The following is a 15651-nucleotide window of genomic DNA, read 5'->3' on the forward strand; positions in this document are numbered from 1 at the left end:
AGTCCCAGCAATGAGCAGGCTTCTAGTGCACGAGTGAGGTCGCTGCGGGTGCTGCCCGCACGACCTCGGAGTGAGGAGTGCAGTGGCAGGCAAGGCCCGCGTACACGAGCTCGCCAAAGAGCTCGGGGTCGAAAGCAAGACCGTTCTCGCCAAACTCAAGGAGATGGGCGAGTTCGTGAAATCCGCGTCGAGCACGGTGGAAGCACCGGTCGCCCGACGCCTCCGTGGTGCGTTCGCGGCGGCGTCCCAGTCGTCGTCACCGTCGGCACCGGCCCGGCCGGCCGCGGCGCCGACGAACAGCACCGAGCCGAGAGTCTCCGCCAAGCCGGCGCCACCGCGCCGGCCGGCGGCGCCGTCGTCGATGCGCCCCAAGGCCCCGGTGCCCGGTCCGCCGCCGTCGGCGGCCCCGGTGGCCAAGCCAGCGAGCGCGCACGACATCGAGGTGGCCGCCGCCGAGGCGCGGGCGGCAGCGCTCAAGGCCGAGCAGGAGGCCAACGTCAAGGCCGCCCAGCAGGCGGCGAAGCAGCGGGACACCGGCCGGCGGGAGCCCCCGGCGGACGGCGGTCCCCGACCCAAGCCCGGACCAGGGTCGGTGCCGCCGCGTCCAGGTAGCCCGGCAGCCGGTCGCTCGACCGGCGGTCGGCCGTCGACGCCCGGTGCGCCATCGTCGGGGGCACCCGGTCGGCCGGGTGCCCGCCCGCCGGCGCGGGGCGGCAACAACCCGTTCGGCATCAGCCAGGGTGGTGGGCAGCGACCCGCCGCCGGTGGTGGGCAGCGGCCCAACCCGGCGTCGATGCCACCGCGGCCGAGCCCGGCGTCGATGCCACCGCGGCCGAGTCCGGCGTCGATGCCGTCGCAGCGCCCGGGTCGCCCGGGTGGTCCCGGCGGCGCCGGCCGACCCGGTGGTCCCGGTGGCGGCCGTGGCGGCGGTGGCGGCGGTTACCGTGGCGGCCCTGGTGGCGGCGGCGGTGGCGGCGGTTACCGTGGCGGCCCTGGTGGCGGCGGCGGTGGCGGCGGTTACCGTGGCGGCCCTGGTGGCGGCGGCGGTGGCTTCCGCGGTGGCGCCCCTGCCGGCGGCGGGGGTCGGCCCGGTGGTGGCGGCCGTGGCCGTGGTGGCGGCACCGCAGGTGCCTTCGGGCGGCCGGGTGGGCGCCCGACCAGGGGCCGCAAGTCCAAGAAGCAGCGCAGACAGGAATTCGACAACCTCTCCGCGCCGACGATGAGTTCCGGCGCGCCGCGTGGCCAGGGTCAGGCGGTACGGCTGTCGCGTGGGGCGTCGCTGTCGGACTTCGCTGACAAGATCAACGCCAATCCGGGGTCGCTGGTCCAGGAGATGTTCAACCTGGGCGAGATGGTCACCGCCACCCAGTCCTGCTCGGACGAGACGCTGCAGTTGTTGGGTGAGCACCTCGGGTTCAACGTGCAGATCGTCAGCCCGGAGGACGAGGACCGCGAACTGCTCGCGCAGTTCAACATCGACCTCGATGCCGAGGTGGACTCCGACCGGCTGGTCACCCGACCGCCGGTGGTGACCGTGATGGGTCACGTCGACCACGGTAAGACCAAGCTGCTCGATGCGATTCGGCAGACCAACCTGGTCGAGGGCGAGGCCGGCGGCATCACCCAGCACATCGGTGCCTACCAGGTGCACGTGCCGCACGACGGGGTGGACCGCGCGTTGACCTTCATCGACACCCCGGGTCACGAGGCGTTCACCGCCATGCGTGCCCGTGGTGCGCAGGTCACCGACATCGTGGTGCTGGTGGTTGCGGCCGACGACGGAGTCATGCCACAGACCATCGAGGCGCTGAACCACGCCAAGGCGGCCGACGTGCCGATCGTGGTCGCGGTCAACAAGATCGACAAGCCGGAGGCCAACCCGGACAAGGTTCGCCAGCAGTTGACCGAGTACGGTCTGGTCGCCGAGGAGTACGGCGGCGAGACCATGTTCGTCAACGTGGCGGCCAAGCCCGGCACCGGCATCGACCAGTTGCTGGAGGCGGTGCTGCTGACCGCCGACGCTGCGCTCGAGCTCACCGCTCCGGTCGACGGCCCGGCGCAGGGCATCGCGATCGAGGCGCACCTGGACAAGGGCCGGGGCGCGGTGGCGACCGTACTGGTGCAGAAGGGCACCCTGCGTACCGGCGACTCGATCGTGGCGGGCGGCGCGCACGGCCGGGTCCGGGCCATGCTGGACGAGAACGGCAACCAGGTCGCCGAGGCGGGTCCGGCCCGTCCGGTGCTGGTGCTCGGTCTCACCGCAGTACCCAGCGCGGGTGACACGTTCCTCGCCGCGCAGGACGACCGGACGGTGCGGCAGATCGCCGAGCAGCGACAGGCACGGCGGCGGGCGGCGAGCTTTGCCAACTCCCGCGGCCGGGCGACGCTGGAGACGCTCATGGAGCAGATCAAGGAGGGCGAGAAGACGTCGCTCAACCTGATCCTCAAGGGCGATGTCTCCGGCTCGGTCGAGGCGTTGGAGGACGCGCTGTTCAAGCTCGACATCCCGGACGAGGTCCAGCTGCGGATCCTGGACCGGGGTGTGGGTGCGATCACCGAGAGCAACGTGATGCTCGCGAGCGCGTCCGCCGAGGCGGCGACGATCATCGGCTTCAACGTCCGGGCCTCCAACAAGGTCCGGGAGATCGCCGACCGCGAAGGCGTCGAGATCCGGTACTACACCGTCATCTATCAGGCCATCGAGGAGATCGACGCGGCGCTCAAGGGCCTGCTCAAGCCGGAGTTCGAGGAGGTCGAGCTGGGCAGCGCGGAGATCCGCGACGTGTTCCGTTCGTCCAAGATCGGCAACATCGCCGGCTGCATGGTCCGGTCGGGCATCATTCGACGCAACGCCAAGGCCCGGCTGCTGCGCGACGGCGCGGTGGTGGCGGACAACGTCACCATCAGCTCGCTCAAGCGCTTCAAGGACGACGCGACCGAGGTCCGGGAGGGCTTCGAATGCGGTCTGACCCTGGGGAACTACAACAACATCCAGGTGGGCGACATCATCGAGACCTTCGAGATGCGGGAGAAGGTACGTACCTGATCCGCTCGGCGTAGGGCTCGCAGCACGCCGACGGGCGGTCGGCAACCGGGTGCGCTTCACCGGTTGCCGACCGCTTGCTCGCGTCGGTGCCGCCTGGCGGTACCGCCTGCCGATCGCCGGTCGGCGTCGGGTGCCGGCCGAGTCCGCCGCTGACCGCGTATTCTTCGGGACGATGTTCACCGGAACCGCCACCTTCGACATGCTGCTGCCGGGCGACTCCCAGTCGCTGAAGGCGAAACGCTCCTACGTACGCCCGATCGTCGCCGCGCTGCGCCGCTTCGAGGTCTCCGCCGCCGAGGTCGGCGCGCTCGACCGGTACGGCCGGGCGGAGATCGCGGTGGCGGTGGTCGCGGCCGACGCGGCGCACGTACGTGAGGTACTTGACAACTGTGAACGGATGGTGACCGGTCGGCCCGAGATCGAGCTGCTCTCCGTCCGGCGCCGGCTCTACGGCGCCGACGACTGATCCACGACACCGACTGGTCCGGCACGCACGCGCACCGACCGGCCCGGCGTACGGCGCACAGGTAGGGTCGACACGTTGACCGGACACCGCGGAGGTAGAAATGACGGACCCGGCGCGGGTGCGCAGGCACGCGGAGCGCGTGCGCGAGCTGGTGGCTTCGGTGGTGCGTACCCAGATCAAGGACCCCAGACTCGGCATGATCACCATCACCGACGCGCGGATCACCGCTGATCTGCGCGACGCGACGGTCTTCTACACGGTCCTCGGTGACGCCGCCGCCCAGGCCGGCACCAAGGCGGCGTTGGACAGCGCGAACGGGCTGCTGCGCAGCACGGTCGGCAAGGCGCTCGGGCTGCGTCACTCACCGACGCTCACCTTCGTCCTCGACGACGTGCAGGAGCATGCCAAGCACATCGACGATCTGCTTGCCGCAGCCCGCAGCGCCGACGCCGAGGTGCAGCGGCTGGCGGCGAACGCCGAGTACGCCGGTGACGCCCAGCCGTACCGGGCCGATTCGGATGACGACGAGGACGCAGCGGACGACGAAGACCCAGCGGAGGCGGCCCCGAAGGGCACGGCGACCGCTGACGCAGCCGGGTCCGGCCAGCCCCATCCGGACGGGCGACCCCGATGATCAGCGTTCCGTCTCCGGTCGGTCCACCGGCCGCCGATCAGGCGACCGGGCCGACCGGGGACGAGTGGGCGGCCGCAGTCGCCGCCGTCCGTGCGGTCCCGCCCGGCGGGAGGGTCCTGCTGCTGTGCCACGTCAACCCCGACGGTGACGCGCTCGGCAGCATGCTCGGCTTCGGGCTGGGCCTGACCCGGCTCGGCGGCTGCGCGGTGCAGGCCGCGTTTCCCGGCAACCAGGAGCTGCCGCCGTCCCTGCGGGGAATGCCCGGCTCCCACCTGTTGGTCCAGCCGGACGAGGCGTGGGCCGATCCGGATCTGGCGCTCTGCTTCGACGTGGCGAGCGCGTCCCGGCTGAACGCCCTGGCCGATCGGATGACGACCCGGACGGCGATCGTGGTCGACCACCACGCCTCCAACACCCGGTTCGGCGGTATTCATCTCGTGGACCCGACTGCGGCGGCCACCTCGGTGGTGGTCGACCAGTTGCTCGGCCGGCTCGGCGTACCGCTGGACCGGGAGATCGCCGAGTGTCTCTACATTGCGCTGATCACCGACACCGGTTCGTTCCGGTTCGACATGACCACCCCGGCGGTGCACCAGTTCGCCGCCCGGTTGCTGGCCACCGGCATCAGCCCGGCCGAGGTCTCCCGGCGGGTCTTCGACAGCCGACCGTTCGGGGCGGTCCAGCTCTTCGGTGCGGTGCTGCAACGTTGCGTCCTGGAGCCGGCGGCAGCCGGCGGCCAGGGCCTCGTCTGGACCCATGCCACCCTGGCCGATCTGGAACGTTTCGACCAGCCGCCGTATGTGCTTGAGGCGTTGATCGATTCGGTCCGGTGCACGGTCGAGGCGGATGTGAGCTGCGTGCTCAAGCAGGTGAGCGAGACCGGATGGGCGGTATCGATGCGCAGCAAGGGCGGTGTCGACGTGAGTGCGGTGGCGGTGGCGCTCGGCGGCGGTGGGCATCGGCTCGCTGCCGGCTTCACCGGTGTCGGCAGCGCCGACGAGGTCATCGCTGCCATCCGTGCCCAGCTTGGCTGAGTGCCCCGATCGCTGACCCGGGCGCGGGTCGGTCTCCTCCACAGGTGCCAGATCTCGCCAACCGAGCCCCGACCACCTGCATAGACACTTCACTCGTCGTCACCGACCAGGGACAATCGAGTGATGGAGCAGCCGTCTGAGCTCACCGCGGAGGTGCCGCGGGCCTGGGACCGACCGGTCGTCTCGATCCCGGTCATTGCCGTACTGTCGCTGGTGGGTGGGCAGCTGCCCTCGTTCTCGACGGCGGCGAACCTGTACACCATCGGCACCGGCGGGGCGCTGATCTGGTTCGGTCTGTCGCACCGGGTGCCACGGCGGCCGACCCCATGTCGACTCGGTGACGGTGCGGTGTGGTGGATCGTGCCGGTCGCGATGTTCACCGTCGTCGAGGGCGCCACGTTCGCGATGGGCTCGACCGACGACTTCCCGACCTTCTCCAAGCTGGCCGATCCGGTGCTGGACGGGCCAGTGGCCCGGTCGGCGGCGTACTGCGGCTGGCTGGCCGCGTTCTGGGTGCTGGTGCGGCGATGAGTGGTACTCGGGCGGCGGTGATCGGCGGTTTCGTCGTCGCGCTGGCGCTGTTCGGGGTGCTGGAACTGCTCGCCAGGCGGCCGGGCTCGCGGATCCCGACGTTCGGTGACGTTTGCGCGTACGTGATGCAGTACGAGGTGGGCAGGGTGCCGGTCGGTCGGATCGGGGTCTTCGGATTCTGGTGGTGGGTCGGGTGGCACTTCTTCGCGCGGTGATCGACGTAGACTAATGTATTTCTCTCGCATTGTGGGAACAGTGCGCAGGATGTGGACCTGAACGATAACTTGGGTGTGGTGCGGGCCACACCTGCCCGCCGCCTGTCCGCCTGGTCGCGGCCCCGGTGATCCCGGAGGTGCCGTCGTCGGCAATCCGGTGTCAACCTGTGGGAAGGTCGTGGCGTCATGCCCAGCAAGCCCAAGCCCGAAACCGCCGACGAAGCGCGCGAGCAGGCCCGGCGGGCATTGCAGATGTCGATGGACACCCGCCAGTAACGTCTGCGGGTCGCCTCCGGCCGCGCCGTCGCGCGAGACCGCGCGGCCTGGGTCGGTGTGTTGCGGGAATCGGTCTGCGGTGTTCCGCCTAGGTAAGTGACCTGGGCAATAGCGCTCCTTACCAATCGGCTGTCAGGCTGTACCGCGATGGCCACCTCCGGCACTACGCCACCGTCGCCACCGTCCGGCCCGGGGTCCGAACCACGGTCGGCGTCCACCCGACGGATCGTGCGCCTGGCACTACCCGCTTTGGTCGTGCTGGCGGCCGAGCCGATCTACGTCCTCGTCGACACCGCCGTCGTCGGCCGCCTCGGGCCGGTGGCCCTCGCCGCCGTCGCGGTGGGTGGCACCGTGATGTCGGTGGCCGCCTGGCTCGGCACTGTCGCGGCGTACGGCACCACCGGCCGCGCCGCCCGCCGTTACGGCGCCGGTGACCGGGCCGCCGCCCTGGCCGAGGGGGTTCAGGCGTCCTGGCTCGGGGCGTTCGCCGGACTGCTGCTCGCCGTAGCGCTGCAGATCCTGGCCGGTCCGATCACCGCTGGGCTCGCCGGGGCGCACGGCCCGGTCGCCGACGCCGCCGAACAGTGGCTGCGGATCGCCGCCTGGGGCGCGCCGGGTCTGCTGCTGGCCGCCGCCGGCAACGGCTGGATGCGCGGTGTGCAGGAGACCCGCCGTCCGGTGTGGTACGTGCTGGCGGCCAACGTCGTCTCCGCCGTGCTCTGCCCGGTGCTGGTCTACCCGCTGGGTCTGGGGCTGACCGGGTCGGCGGTGGCCAACGTCGTCGCGCAGACCCTGGGCGGTCTGCTCTTCGTCCGGGCGCTGGCGACGGCCGGGGCGCCGTTGCGCCCCCGGCCGCACCTCCTGCTGACCCACCTCACCGTCGGACGTGACCTGCTGATCCGAGGCGCCGCGTTCCAGGTCAGCTTCCTGTCCGCCACCGCTGTCGCGGCACGGTACGGCACCATCCAGGTCGGCGCCCACCAGATCGCCATCCAGCTGTGGTTCTTCACCGCGCTGGCGATGGACGCGCTGGCGATCGCCGGCCAGTCGCTGGTCGGCGCGGCGCTGGGCGCCGGTGACGCGGCGGGCGCCCGGCTGCTCGCCCGCCGGCTGGTGCTGTTCGGCCTCCTCGCCGGCGTCGGATTCGCGGTGCTGTTCGCCGCCGGTGCCCCGGTGATTCCCGGCTGGTTCAGCCCTGACCTCGGCGTGCACGACCAGGCGATGGTCATCTGGCCGTGGTTCGTGGCGCTGCAGCCGGTGGCCGGGGTGGTCTTCGCTCTCGACGGGGTCTTCATCGGGGCGGGTGATCTGCGTTACCTACGTGACCTCACGATCGGTGGCGCGCTCGGCGGATTCCTGCCGGTCATCTGGGCCGGCTACCTGCTCGATTTCGGTCTGGCCGGCATCTGGGCCGGGCTGGCGGTGTTCATGCTGGTCCGGCTGGTCGGGCTGGTCCACCGGCTGAGGTCGCCGCAGTGGACGGTGCTCGGCGTGCCGGCCGGCCGGACCTGATCGCTGCGGCCATCGGGCGACCGGACCTGATCGCCACCAAGTATCGGGATCTGGCAGGCTTGGCAGTCGTGAGTACGCACGGACTGATCGTGGTCGACAAGTCGGCCGGGATGACCTCGCATGACGTCGTCGCCCGGATACGGCGGCTGGCCGGCACCCGTCGGGTGGGCCACGGCGGCACCCTGGACCCGATGGCGACCGGCGTGCTGGTGGTCGCGGTGAACCGGGCCACCCGGCTGCTTACCTACGTGATCGGCGTCGGCAAGACCTACACGGCCACCATCCGGCTCGGCGTGTCGACGGTGACCGACGACGCCGAGGGGGAGGTCACCGCCCGGTTGCCGGTGGACGGTGTCACCGAGGAGCGGATCCGGGCCGGGCTGACCGCGCTGACCGGGGAGATCGACCAGGTGCCCAGCGCCGTGAGCGCAATCAAGATCAACGGGCAGCGGGCGTACCGGCGGGTCCGCTCCGGCGAGCAGGTCGAGCTGGCCGCCCGCCGGGTGACCATCTCCCGCCTCGACCCGATCGCCGTCCACCCGCCGACCGACGGCAGCGTCGACGTCGACGTCGAGGTGGCCTGCTCGTCCGGCACGTACATCCGGGCCATCGCCCGGGATCTGGGGACTGCGCTCGGCGTCGGCGGGCACCTCACCGCGCTGCGCCGGACCGCGGTCGGCGGGTTCACCGCGGCCGAAGCCGCCACTCTGGCGGAGCTTGAGCAGCGGGCACCGGACGTGGTGCAGTTGCCCATGGCGACCGCCGCCAGCCGCTTCCTCACCGGCCGCGAGGTCGGCGCGGAGGAGGCCCGGGTGCTCGGTCACGGTGGCCCGATCGCACCGATCGGCCGACCCGGGCCGTATGCGGTCTACGCCCCGGACGGCGAACTGCTCGCGGTGGTGTCGGAACGTGACGGCCGGGCCCGCGCGGAGGTCGTCCTCGCGCCGGCGTGACAGCATCGAACCCGGCCGGTCACCCGGTTGGGGCAAACCTTGGCGGCACAGGCGGGAGGCATCATGCAGCGGTGGCGGGGAGTGGAGGCGGCCGGTGGTGGCTGGGGTCGCGCGGTGGTCACCATCGGGGTGTTCGACGGCATCCACCGCGGGCATCAGGCGACGATCGGGCATGCCGTCAAGCGGGCCCGCGACCTCGGTATCCAGTCCGTGGTGGTGACCTTCGACCCGCATCCGGCCGAGGTGGTGCGGCCCGGTAGCCATCCGGCGGTGCTCACCGGGCCGGCCCGCAAGGCCGAGCTGATCGAATCGCTCGGCGTGGACGTGCTCTGCGTACTGCCGTTCACCGTCGAGTTCTCCCGGCTGACCGCTGAGCAGTTCGTCCACGACCTGCTGGTCGAGCATCTGCACGCCGCCGTGGTGGTGGTGGGGGAGAACTTCCGGTTCGGGCACCGGGCCACCGGGGACGTCGCGCTGCTGGCGCGGCTCGGTCGCCGGTTCGGGTTCGCGGTCGAGGACGCCAGCCTGGTCACCGACAGCGGCACGGTCTTCTCTTCGACGTACATTCGGGCCTGTATCGACGCCGGGGACGTGACCGCCGCCGCCGCCGCGCTCGGCCGGCCGCACCGCCTCGAAGGGGTGGTGGTCCGCGGCGACCGTCGCGGCCGGGAAATCGGCTTTCCCACCGCGAACCTGCTCACCCCGCGGTACGCGGCGGTGCCGGCGGACGGCATCTACGCGGCCCGGCTGGTGCGCTCGGACGGCCCGGTCCGCCCGGACGGGCTCAGCGGAGGAGGCCCCGGGCTGCCGGCTGCGGCCTCCATCGGCACCAACCCAACCTTCGCCGGCCGCGACCGCCGGGTGGAGGCGTACGTCCTCGACTTCGACCGGGACATCTACGGCGAGCAGGTGGCGATCGACTTCGTCGCCCGGCTGCGGGAGACCCGCCGGTTCGACGGGGTCGGTCCGTTGGTCGTCCAGATGAACGAGGACGTCGCCCAGGTCCGGACGGTGCTCGGCGCCTGACGTCCACCGGAGCCTCCCGGGCCGGTGGGCAGCCGCGATCCGACGCACCGTGGGCTTGCCGGCCGCCGTGCCGACCGGCTGGTAGCCTGAACACAGCGTCGGACCACCGACGATTCGTCTCGCCTGCCTGCACGACGCCGCGGGCGCCGAGACGAGGGACGACCCCACACAGATTCAGGGAGACCATGGCGCTCGATCAGGAAGCCAAGCGCAAGATCCGCGAGGAGTACGCCACCGCCGACGCGGACACCGGTTCGCCGGAGGTCCAGGTCGCGGTGCTCACCAAGCGGATCGCCGACCTCACCGGGCACCTCAAGGTGCACAAGCAGGACCATCACAGCCGTCGTGGTCTGCTGCTGCTGGTCGGCCGGCGCCGCCGGCTGCTCAACTACCTGCAGAAGAAGGACATCAACCGCTACCGTTCGCTCATCGAGCGGCTCGGTCTGCGGCGGTGACGTAGCGGCGCGGCGGCGGCCGTCCATGGCCCCGCCGCGCCGCACCACCATCATCCGACACCGGGCACCACGACCCACCCGTCGACGGGAGCCGGTCAACGTACCGGTCCTCGGTAGTGGCCCCCGGGCCAGCCGGCCACGACGCCGGCTCCCCCGGGCGCTTCGATCGATGACCGGCCGGTTGAGCAGCTCCCCGAGGTCGTGGCCCCACGACGCGTAAAGGAGCGCGACATTACCATGACCGAGCAGCACAATCTCGGCACCCAACGCAGCACCGCCGTGATCGACAACGGAGCTTTCGGCACCCGCGAGGTCACCTTCTCCGCCGGACGGCTGGCCCGCCAGGCCGCCGGCTCGGTGATCGCCCAGCTGGGCGACACCGTGGTGCTCTCCGCGACCACCGCCAGCAAACAGCCGCGTGAGCACCTCGACTTCTTCCCGCTCACCGTCGACGTCGAGGAGCGGATGTACGCCGCCGGGCGAATCCCCGGCTCGTTCTTCCGCCGCGAGGGTCGGCCGAGCGAGGAGGCGATCCTCACCTGCCGGCTGACCGACCGGCCGCTGCGCCCGACGTTCGCCAAGGGCCTGCGCAACGAGGTCCAGGTGGTGGCCACCGTGCTGGCGCTGGACCCGGCCCACCCGTACGACGTGATCGCGATCAACGCGGCGTCGATGTCCACCAAGCTGTCCGGCCTGCCGTTCTCCGGGCCGATCGGGGCGACCCGCGTCGCCCACGTCGACGGCGCGTGGGTGGCCTTCCCGACCCTGGACGAGCTGTCCCGGGCCACCTTCGACATGGTGGTCGCCGGCCGGGCCCTGCCGGACGGCGACGTGGCGATCATGATGGTCGAGGCTGAGGCCACGCCGCACGCGGTGGGGCTGATCGCCGGCGGCGCCACCGCCCCCACCGAGGACGTGGTGGCCAGCGGGCTGGAGGCGGCCAAGCCGACCATCCGCGAGCTGTGCCGGGCGCAGAGCGAGCTGGCCGAGGTGGCGGCGAAGCCGGTCGCCGACTTCCCGGTCTTCCTCGACTACGGCGACGACGTCTACGACGCGGTCGTGGCCGCCGGCCGCGACGAGGTCGCCGAGGCGTTGAAGATCGCCTCCAAGGCGGAGCGTGAGGACGCGCTGGACCGGATCAAGGACAAGGTCGCCGGCGAGCTCGTCGAGCGCTTTGAGGGCCGGGAGAAGGAGATCGGCGCGGCCTTCCGGTCGTTGACCAAGTCCGAGGTCCGGGCCCGGGTGCTCCGCGAGCAGGTACGCATCGACGGCCGCGGCCCACGGGACATCCGACCGCTGACCGCCGAGGTCGGGGTGCTGCCCCGGGTGCACGGCTCGGCGCTGTTCGAGCGCGGCGAGACGCAGATCCTCGGGGTCAGCACGCTGAACATGCTGCGGCTGGAGCAGACGCTGGACACCCTCTCCCCGGAGAAGTCCAAGCGCTACATGCACAACTACAACTTCCCGCCGTACTCCACCGGCGAGACCGGCCGGGTCGGCTCGCCGAAGCGGCGGGAGATCGGTCACGGCGCGCTCGCCGAGCGGGCCCTGGTGCCGGTGCTGCCGACCCGCGAGGAGTTCCCGTACGCGATCCGTCAGGTCTCCGAGGCGCTCGGCTCCAACGGGTCGACGAGCATGGGCTCGGTCTGCGCCTCCACGCTGTCGCTGCTGTCGGCCGGGGTGCCGATGAAGGCCCCGGTGGCCGGGATTGCGATGGGCCTGATCTCCGACGAGGTCGACGGGCAGACCCGGTACGTCACGCTGACCGACATCCTCGGCGCCGAGGACGCGTTCGGCGACATGGACTTCAAGGTGGCCGGCACCCCAGAGTTCGTCACCGCGTTGCAGTTGGACACCAAGCTCGACGGCATCCCGTCGGACGTGCTCGCCGGTGCCCTGCAGCAGGCCCGCGAGGCCCGGATGACCATCCTCGAGGTGATGCGCCAGGCGATCGAGGGGCCGGCCGCGATGAGCGAGCACGCCCCGCGGGTGACCACGGTGAAGATCCCGGTCGACAAGATCGGCATGGTGATCGGCCCGAAGGGCCAGACCATCAACGCGATCCAGGACGAGACCGGCGCGGACATCTCGATCGAGGACGACGGCACCATCTACGTCGGCGCCACCAACGGGCCGGCCGCCGAAGCCGCCGTCGAGCGGATCAACGCGATCGCCAACCCGACGCTGCCGAAGGCCGGCGACAAGTTCCTCGGCACGGTCGTCAAGACCGCCGCGTTCGGCGCGTTCATCTCGCTGCTGCCCGGCCGCGACGGACTGCTGCACATCTCCAAGGTGGGCGACGGCAAGCGGGTCGAGCGGGTCGAGGACCACCTCAACGTCGGCGACAAGGTCGAGGTGCAAATCGCCGACATCGACGCCCGCGGCAAGATCTACCTGGACAAGGTCCGCCCAGAGGGCGCCGAGGCGCCGGCCGCGTCCGACGGCGGCGAGCGTCCCGGTGGCCGCGACCGTGGTGACCGGGGGCCGCGCGATCGCGGGGACCGGGACCGTGGCGACCGGGGCCCCAGCCGGGGCGACGGTGGCGAGGGCGGCGAGCGCCGCCGACGTAACCGGCACAGCTGACGCCGGCCAAGATGGCCAGGACCGAACCGGTCACCGGCCGGGGCCTGTCCCGGCCGGTGACCCGGACACTCACCGCCGACCCGTTGGGCGGTACGGTACGCCGTACCGTGCTGCCCAACGGGCTGCGGGTGATCACCGAGGCGATTCCGGCGATGCGCAGTGTGTCGTTCGGCGTGTGGGTCGGGGTAGGCTCGCGCGACGAGACCCCGGCCCGCTCCGGGGCCTCGCACTTCCTAGAACACCTGCTGTTCAAGGGGACGCAGCGGCGTACCGCGTGGGATATCTCGTCGCAGATCGAGGCTGTTGGCGGCGAGACCAACGCGTTCACCACCAAGGAGTACACCTGCTACTACGCCCGGGTGCTCGACGAGGACCTGCCGCTGGCCGTCGACGTCGTCTGTGACCTGGTGGCCAACTCGGTGATCGACCCGGCCGACGTGGAGACCGAACGTGGCGTGATCCTCGAAGAGATCGCCATGCACGACGACGAGCCCGACGACGAGGTTCACGACCTGCTCGCCGAGGCCGTCTTCGGCCCGCATCCGCTCGGCCGGCTGATCTCCGGCACCGAGGCAACGATCTCGGCGTTGACCCGCCGGCAGATCCACGACTTCTACCGGCGCCGCTACACGCCCGGGGCGATGGTGATCGCTGCCGCCGGCAACCTCGACCATCGGGCGGTGGTCCGCCAGGTACGGGCCGCGCTGCGGGGCAGCCCGTTGGACGCCGAACGGCCCGGTGCTCCGGCGCCGCTGCGCCCGGCCACCCCGGCGGTACGCGCCCGTCGGCCCCGAGTGATGGTGCGCCATAAAGAGACCGAGCAGGCCCATCTGGTGCTCGGCGGCCCGGGTATCAGCCGCGGCGACAACCGTCGGTTCGCGCTCGGCGTGCTGAACAACGTCCTCGGCGGCGGGATGTCCAGCCGGCTGTTCCAGGAGGTACGGGAACGCCGAGGGCTCGCCTACTCGGTCTACTCGTACGCCAGCCAGTACGCCGACGGCGGGACGTTCGCCGTCTACGCCGGTTGTGCGCCGAGCCGGGTCGACGAGGTGCTGGAGCTGGTCCGGGCGGAGCTGGCGGCGGTCGTCGAGCACGGGCTGAGCTCCGACGAGCTGGCCCGGGGCAAGGGCATGAGCCGCGGCGGGTACGTGCTGGGCCTGGAGGACACCGGATCCCGGATGGGTCGGCTGGCCAAGGGGGAGCTGCTCTACGGCGAGCAGTTGACCGTGGACCAGCTTCTCGCACGGGTGGCGGCGGTGACCGCCGAACAGGTCGGCGCGGTCGCCGCCGAGCTGCTCACCCGGCCGATGTCCCTGGCGGTGATCGGCCCGGTGGAGTCCACGATGTTAGCCGGCGCGCAGCCCTCGCCGGTGGGGTAGGCGCTGGCCGGACCGTTGTCTCCGCCGGTGGGATAGGTTGTGCCGGTGAGCGAAGACGGTACGAATGTGACAGTCCCTCCGGGCGGCTCCGCAGTGGCCGCCCGGTCGTCCGCCGGGCCGGTCCGGGTCGGCGTGCTCGGAGCCCGCGGCCGGATGGGCGTGCAGGTCTGCAGAGCGGTCGAGGGGGCCGACGGTCTCGCACTTGTCGCCACGATCGACGAGGGTGACCGGTTGTCCGACGCCTCGGACGCCGCCGCAGAGGTGGTCGTCGACTTCACCAACCCAGACGCGGTGCTGGACAACTTGCGCTGGTGCATCGACCAGGGGATCAACGTGGTCGTCGGGACCAGCGGGTTCACCGATCAGCGCCTCGACCTGGTCCGCTCCTGGCTGTCCGACAAGCCCGAGGTCGGCGTGGTGATCGCCCCCAACTTCGGCATCGGCGCGGTGCTTATGATGCAGTTCGCGGCGAAGGCGGCACGGCACTTCGAGTCCGTCGAGATCATCGAGCAGCACCACCCGGCCAAGGTGGACGCGCCCAGCGGCACCGCAGGACACACCGCGCGGGTGATCGCGACGGCCCGGGCCGCCGCCGGGTCGGCTGAGATGCCGGACGCCACCACCGCCGAGGTGCCGGGCGCGCGGGGCGCTGACATCGACGGGATCCGGGTGCACTCGGTACGGGCGGCCGGCCTGGTCGCACACCAGGAGGTACTGTTCGGCACGGCGGGGGAGACCCTGACGATCCGGCACGACTCCTACGACCGGGCGTCGTTCATGCCGGGGGTGCTACTGGCGGTACGGGCCGTGACGCGCCGTCCCGGGCTGACCGTCGGGTTGGACAGCCTGCTCGACTGAGCTTTACCGGGTCCTGTTGCCGGACTCTGGTGGGTCCTGCTGCCGGGCCCTGTCGGGTCGTGCGGCGGGCCGGGTCACTGCTCTGCGGCAGCCGCCGGTGGGACCGCCACGTGCAGCCGTAGCTGCGGGACCAGCATGTCGGCCACGTCCAACGCCCGCGTCGCCCCGTCCGGCTCCCAGCCGGCCGAGCCGAGGAACTTGCGGGTCGCCGGGTCCCGTTCGTACGCCCAGGCGAGCGCGGTGTCGAAGCCGTCGGTGCGCCACAGGTCCACGGCGGCGGCGAGCAGTCGGCTGCCGTGTCCCCGCCGGCCCCAGCGCGGCTCGACCAGCAGGTCGGTGACGGCGGCGATCCGGTCACCGAGCGCCCCGGCCGGTTCCTCGGGAGCCAGGGCCTGCTCGTCGGTCGGGCCGGACGCGGTGAAGCCCACCAGATAGGATTGCTCGGCCTGCTCGACGGCGACGAGCACCCGGTGCCGCTGCGACGGCGGATCGTTGATCGCAGCGTCCCACCGCTGCGCCAGCCAGCCCTCGTCCACCTCGTCGAGCGCCTGGCGGGGCAGCAGTCGCCGGTAGGCGACCCGCCAGGTGGTCAACTGGATGCGGGCAATCTCACCAGCGTCGCCCGGTCGGGCAGGACGGACATATCCGAGCGCCATGAGTGGTCAGCGTACGGACAGGGGCGA

14 protein-coding genes are annotated in these 15651 nt (G+C 71.7%); 13 read left to right on the plus strand and 1 reads right to left on the minus strand.

Annotated elements, in window-relative coordinates:
* The first annotated feature begins 82 nt into the window (after positions 1–82).
* From infB to dapB, 13 genes are all read left to right on the plus strand, one after another.
* The gene (gene infB, locus O7553_RS06680; protein ID WP_281553970.1) at positions 83–3046 is read left to right on the plus strand and encodes a translation initiation factor IF-2; all 2964 of its coding nucleotides are present in this window, start codon (positions 83–85) and stop codon (positions 3044–3046) included.
* A gap of 172 nt (positions 3047–3218) precedes the next feature.
* A complete protein-coding gene (locus O7553_RS06685; protein ID WP_281553971.1) occupies positions 3219–3512 on the plus strand; it encodes a DUF503 domain-containing protein in 294 nt (97 codons plus the stop codon).
* A 100-nt stretch (positions 3513–3612) separates the two neighbouring features.
* Positions 3613–4146, plus strand: coding sequence for a 30S ribosome-binding factor RbfA (gene rbfA / locus O7553_RS06690; RefSeq protein WP_281553972.1), 534 nt, complete (start codon positions 3613–3615; stop codon positions 4144–4146).
* Positions 4143–5180, plus strand: coding sequence for a bifunctional oligoribonuclease/PAP phosphatase NrnA (locus O7553_RS06695; protein ID WP_281553973.1), 1038 nt, complete (start codon positions 4143–4145; stop codon positions 5178–5180). The genes rbfA and O7553_RS06695 overlap by 4 nt, the downstream gene beginning before the upstream one ends.
* 123 nt (positions 5181–5303) lie before the next feature.
* On the plus strand, positions 5304–5711 hold the full coding sequence (locus tag O7553_RS06700; protein WP_281553974.1) for a hypothetical protein: 408 nt from the start codon (positions 5304–5306) through the stop codon (positions 5709–5711).
* Complete coding sequence (locus O7553_RS06705; protein WP_281553975.1) at positions 5708–5926, plus strand: DUF6186 family protein; 219 nt, start codon at positions 5708–5710, stop codon at positions 5924–5926. Before O7553_RS06700 ends, O7553_RS06705 begins: the two co-directional genes overlap by 4 nt.
* Before the next feature lie 423 nt (positions 5927–6349).
* Positions 6350–7714: an MATE family efflux transporter gene (locus O7553_RS06710; protein ID WP_281553976.1), complete on the plus strand. Its 1365-nt coding sequence runs from the start codon at positions 6350–6352 to the stop codon at positions 7712–7714.
* Between the two features lie 50 nt (positions 7715–7764).
* The gene (gene truB, locus O7553_RS06715) at positions 7765–8667 is read left to right on the plus strand and encodes a tRNA pseudouridine(55) synthase TruB (protein WP_281555503.1); all 903 of its coding nucleotides are present in this window, start codon (positions 7765–7767) and stop codon (positions 8665–8667) included.
* A 63-nt stretch (positions 8668–8730) separates the two neighbouring features.
* Positions 8731–9693, plus strand: a complete 963-nt coding sequence (locus O7553_RS06720) for a bifunctional riboflavin kinase/FAD synthetase (RefSeq protein ID WP_281553977.1) — start codon at positions 8731–8733, stop codon at positions 9691–9693.
* A gap of 185 nt (positions 9694–9878) precedes the next feature.
* A complete protein-coding gene (gene rpsO, locus O7553_RS06725; protein WP_123600601.1) occupies positions 9879–10148 on the plus strand; it encodes a 30S ribosomal protein S15 in 270 nt (89 codons plus the stop codon).
* A gap of 237 nt (positions 10149–10385) precedes the next feature.
* On the plus strand, positions 10386–12731 hold the full coding sequence (locus O7553_RS06730) for a polyribonucleotide nucleotidyltransferase (protein ID WP_281553978.1): 2346 nt from the start codon (positions 10386–10388) through the stop codon (positions 12729–12731).
* A gap of 11 nt (positions 12732–12742) precedes the next feature.
* Complete coding sequence (locus O7553_RS06735) at positions 12743–14110, plus strand: pitrilysin family protein (protein WP_281553979.1); 1368 nt, start codon at positions 12743–12745, stop codon at positions 14108–14110.
* Between the two features lie 93 nt (positions 14111–14203).
* Positions 14204–14968 carry a 4-hydroxy-tetrahydrodipicolinate reductase gene (gene dapB, locus O7553_RS06740; protein ID WP_281555504.1) on the plus strand — a complete coding sequence of 255 codons (765 nt, stop codon included), beginning with the start codon at positions 14204–14206 and terminating at the stop codon, positions 14966–14968.
* Positions 14969–15042: 74 nt separating this feature from the next.
* On the opposite strand, the gene O7553_RS06745 is transcribed toward dapB, so the two are convergent.
* The gene (locus tag O7553_RS06745; protein WP_281553980.1) at positions 15043–15624 is read right to left on the minus strand and encodes a GNAT family N-acetyltransferase; all 582 of its coding nucleotides are present in this window, start codon (positions 15622–15624) and stop codon (positions 15043–15045) included.
* Positions 15625–15651 lie beyond the last annotated feature (27 nt).

Source organism: Solwaraspora sp. WMMA2059, from assembly GCF_027497315.1.
In the GTDB taxonomy this organism is placed as follows: domain Bacteria; phylum Actinomycetota; class Actinomycetes; order Mycobacteriales; family Micromonosporaceae; genus Micromonospora_E.

Bases quoted from the DNA above. Each gene is read 5' to 3' on its own strand.
- O7553_RS06735 (WP_281553979.1), top strand. From the start codon at position 12,743: ATGGCCAGGACCGAACCGGTCACCGGCCGGGGCCTGTCCCGGCCGGTG.
- O7553_RS06710 (WP_281553976.1), top strand. From the start codon at position 6,350: ATGGCCACCTCCGGCACTACGCCACCGTCGCCACCGTCCGGCCCGGGG.
- rpsO (WP_123600601.1), top strand. From the start codon at position 9,879: ATGGCGCTCGATCAGGAAGCCAAGCGCAAGATCCGCGAGGAGTACGCC.
- O7553_RS06745 (WP_281553980.1), bottom strand. From the start codon at position 15,624: ATGGCGCTCGGATATGTCCGTCCTGCCCGACCGGGCGACGCTGGTGAG.
- O7553_RS06685 (WP_281553971.1), top strand. From the start codon at position 3,219: ATGTTCACCGGAACCGCCACCTTCGACATGCTGCTGCCGGGCGACTCC.
- O7553_RS06695 (WP_281553973.1), top strand. From the start codon at position 4,143: ATGATCAGCGTTCCGTCTCCGGTCGGTCCACCGGCCGCCGATCAGGCG.
- rbfA (WP_281553972.1), top strand. From the start codon at position 3,613: ATGACGGACCCGGCGCGGGTGCGCAGGCACGCGGAGCGCGTGCGCGAG.
- O7553_RS06705 (WP_281553975.1), top strand. From the start codon at position 5,708: ATGAGTGGTACTCGGGCGGCGGTGATCGGCGGTTTCGTCGTCGCGCTG.
- O7553_RS06720 (WP_281553977.1), top strand. From the start codon at position 8,731: ATGCAGCGGTGGCGGGGAGTGGAGGCGGCCGGTGGTGGCTGGGGTCGC.
- O7553_RS06700 (WP_281553974.1), top strand. From the start codon at position 5,304: ATGGAGCAGCCGTCTGAGCTCACCGCGGAGGTGCCGCGGGCCTGGGAC.
- O7553_RS06730 (WP_281553978.1), top strand. From the start codon at position 10,386: ATGACCGAGCAGCACAATCTCGGCACCCAACGCAGCACCGCCGTGATC.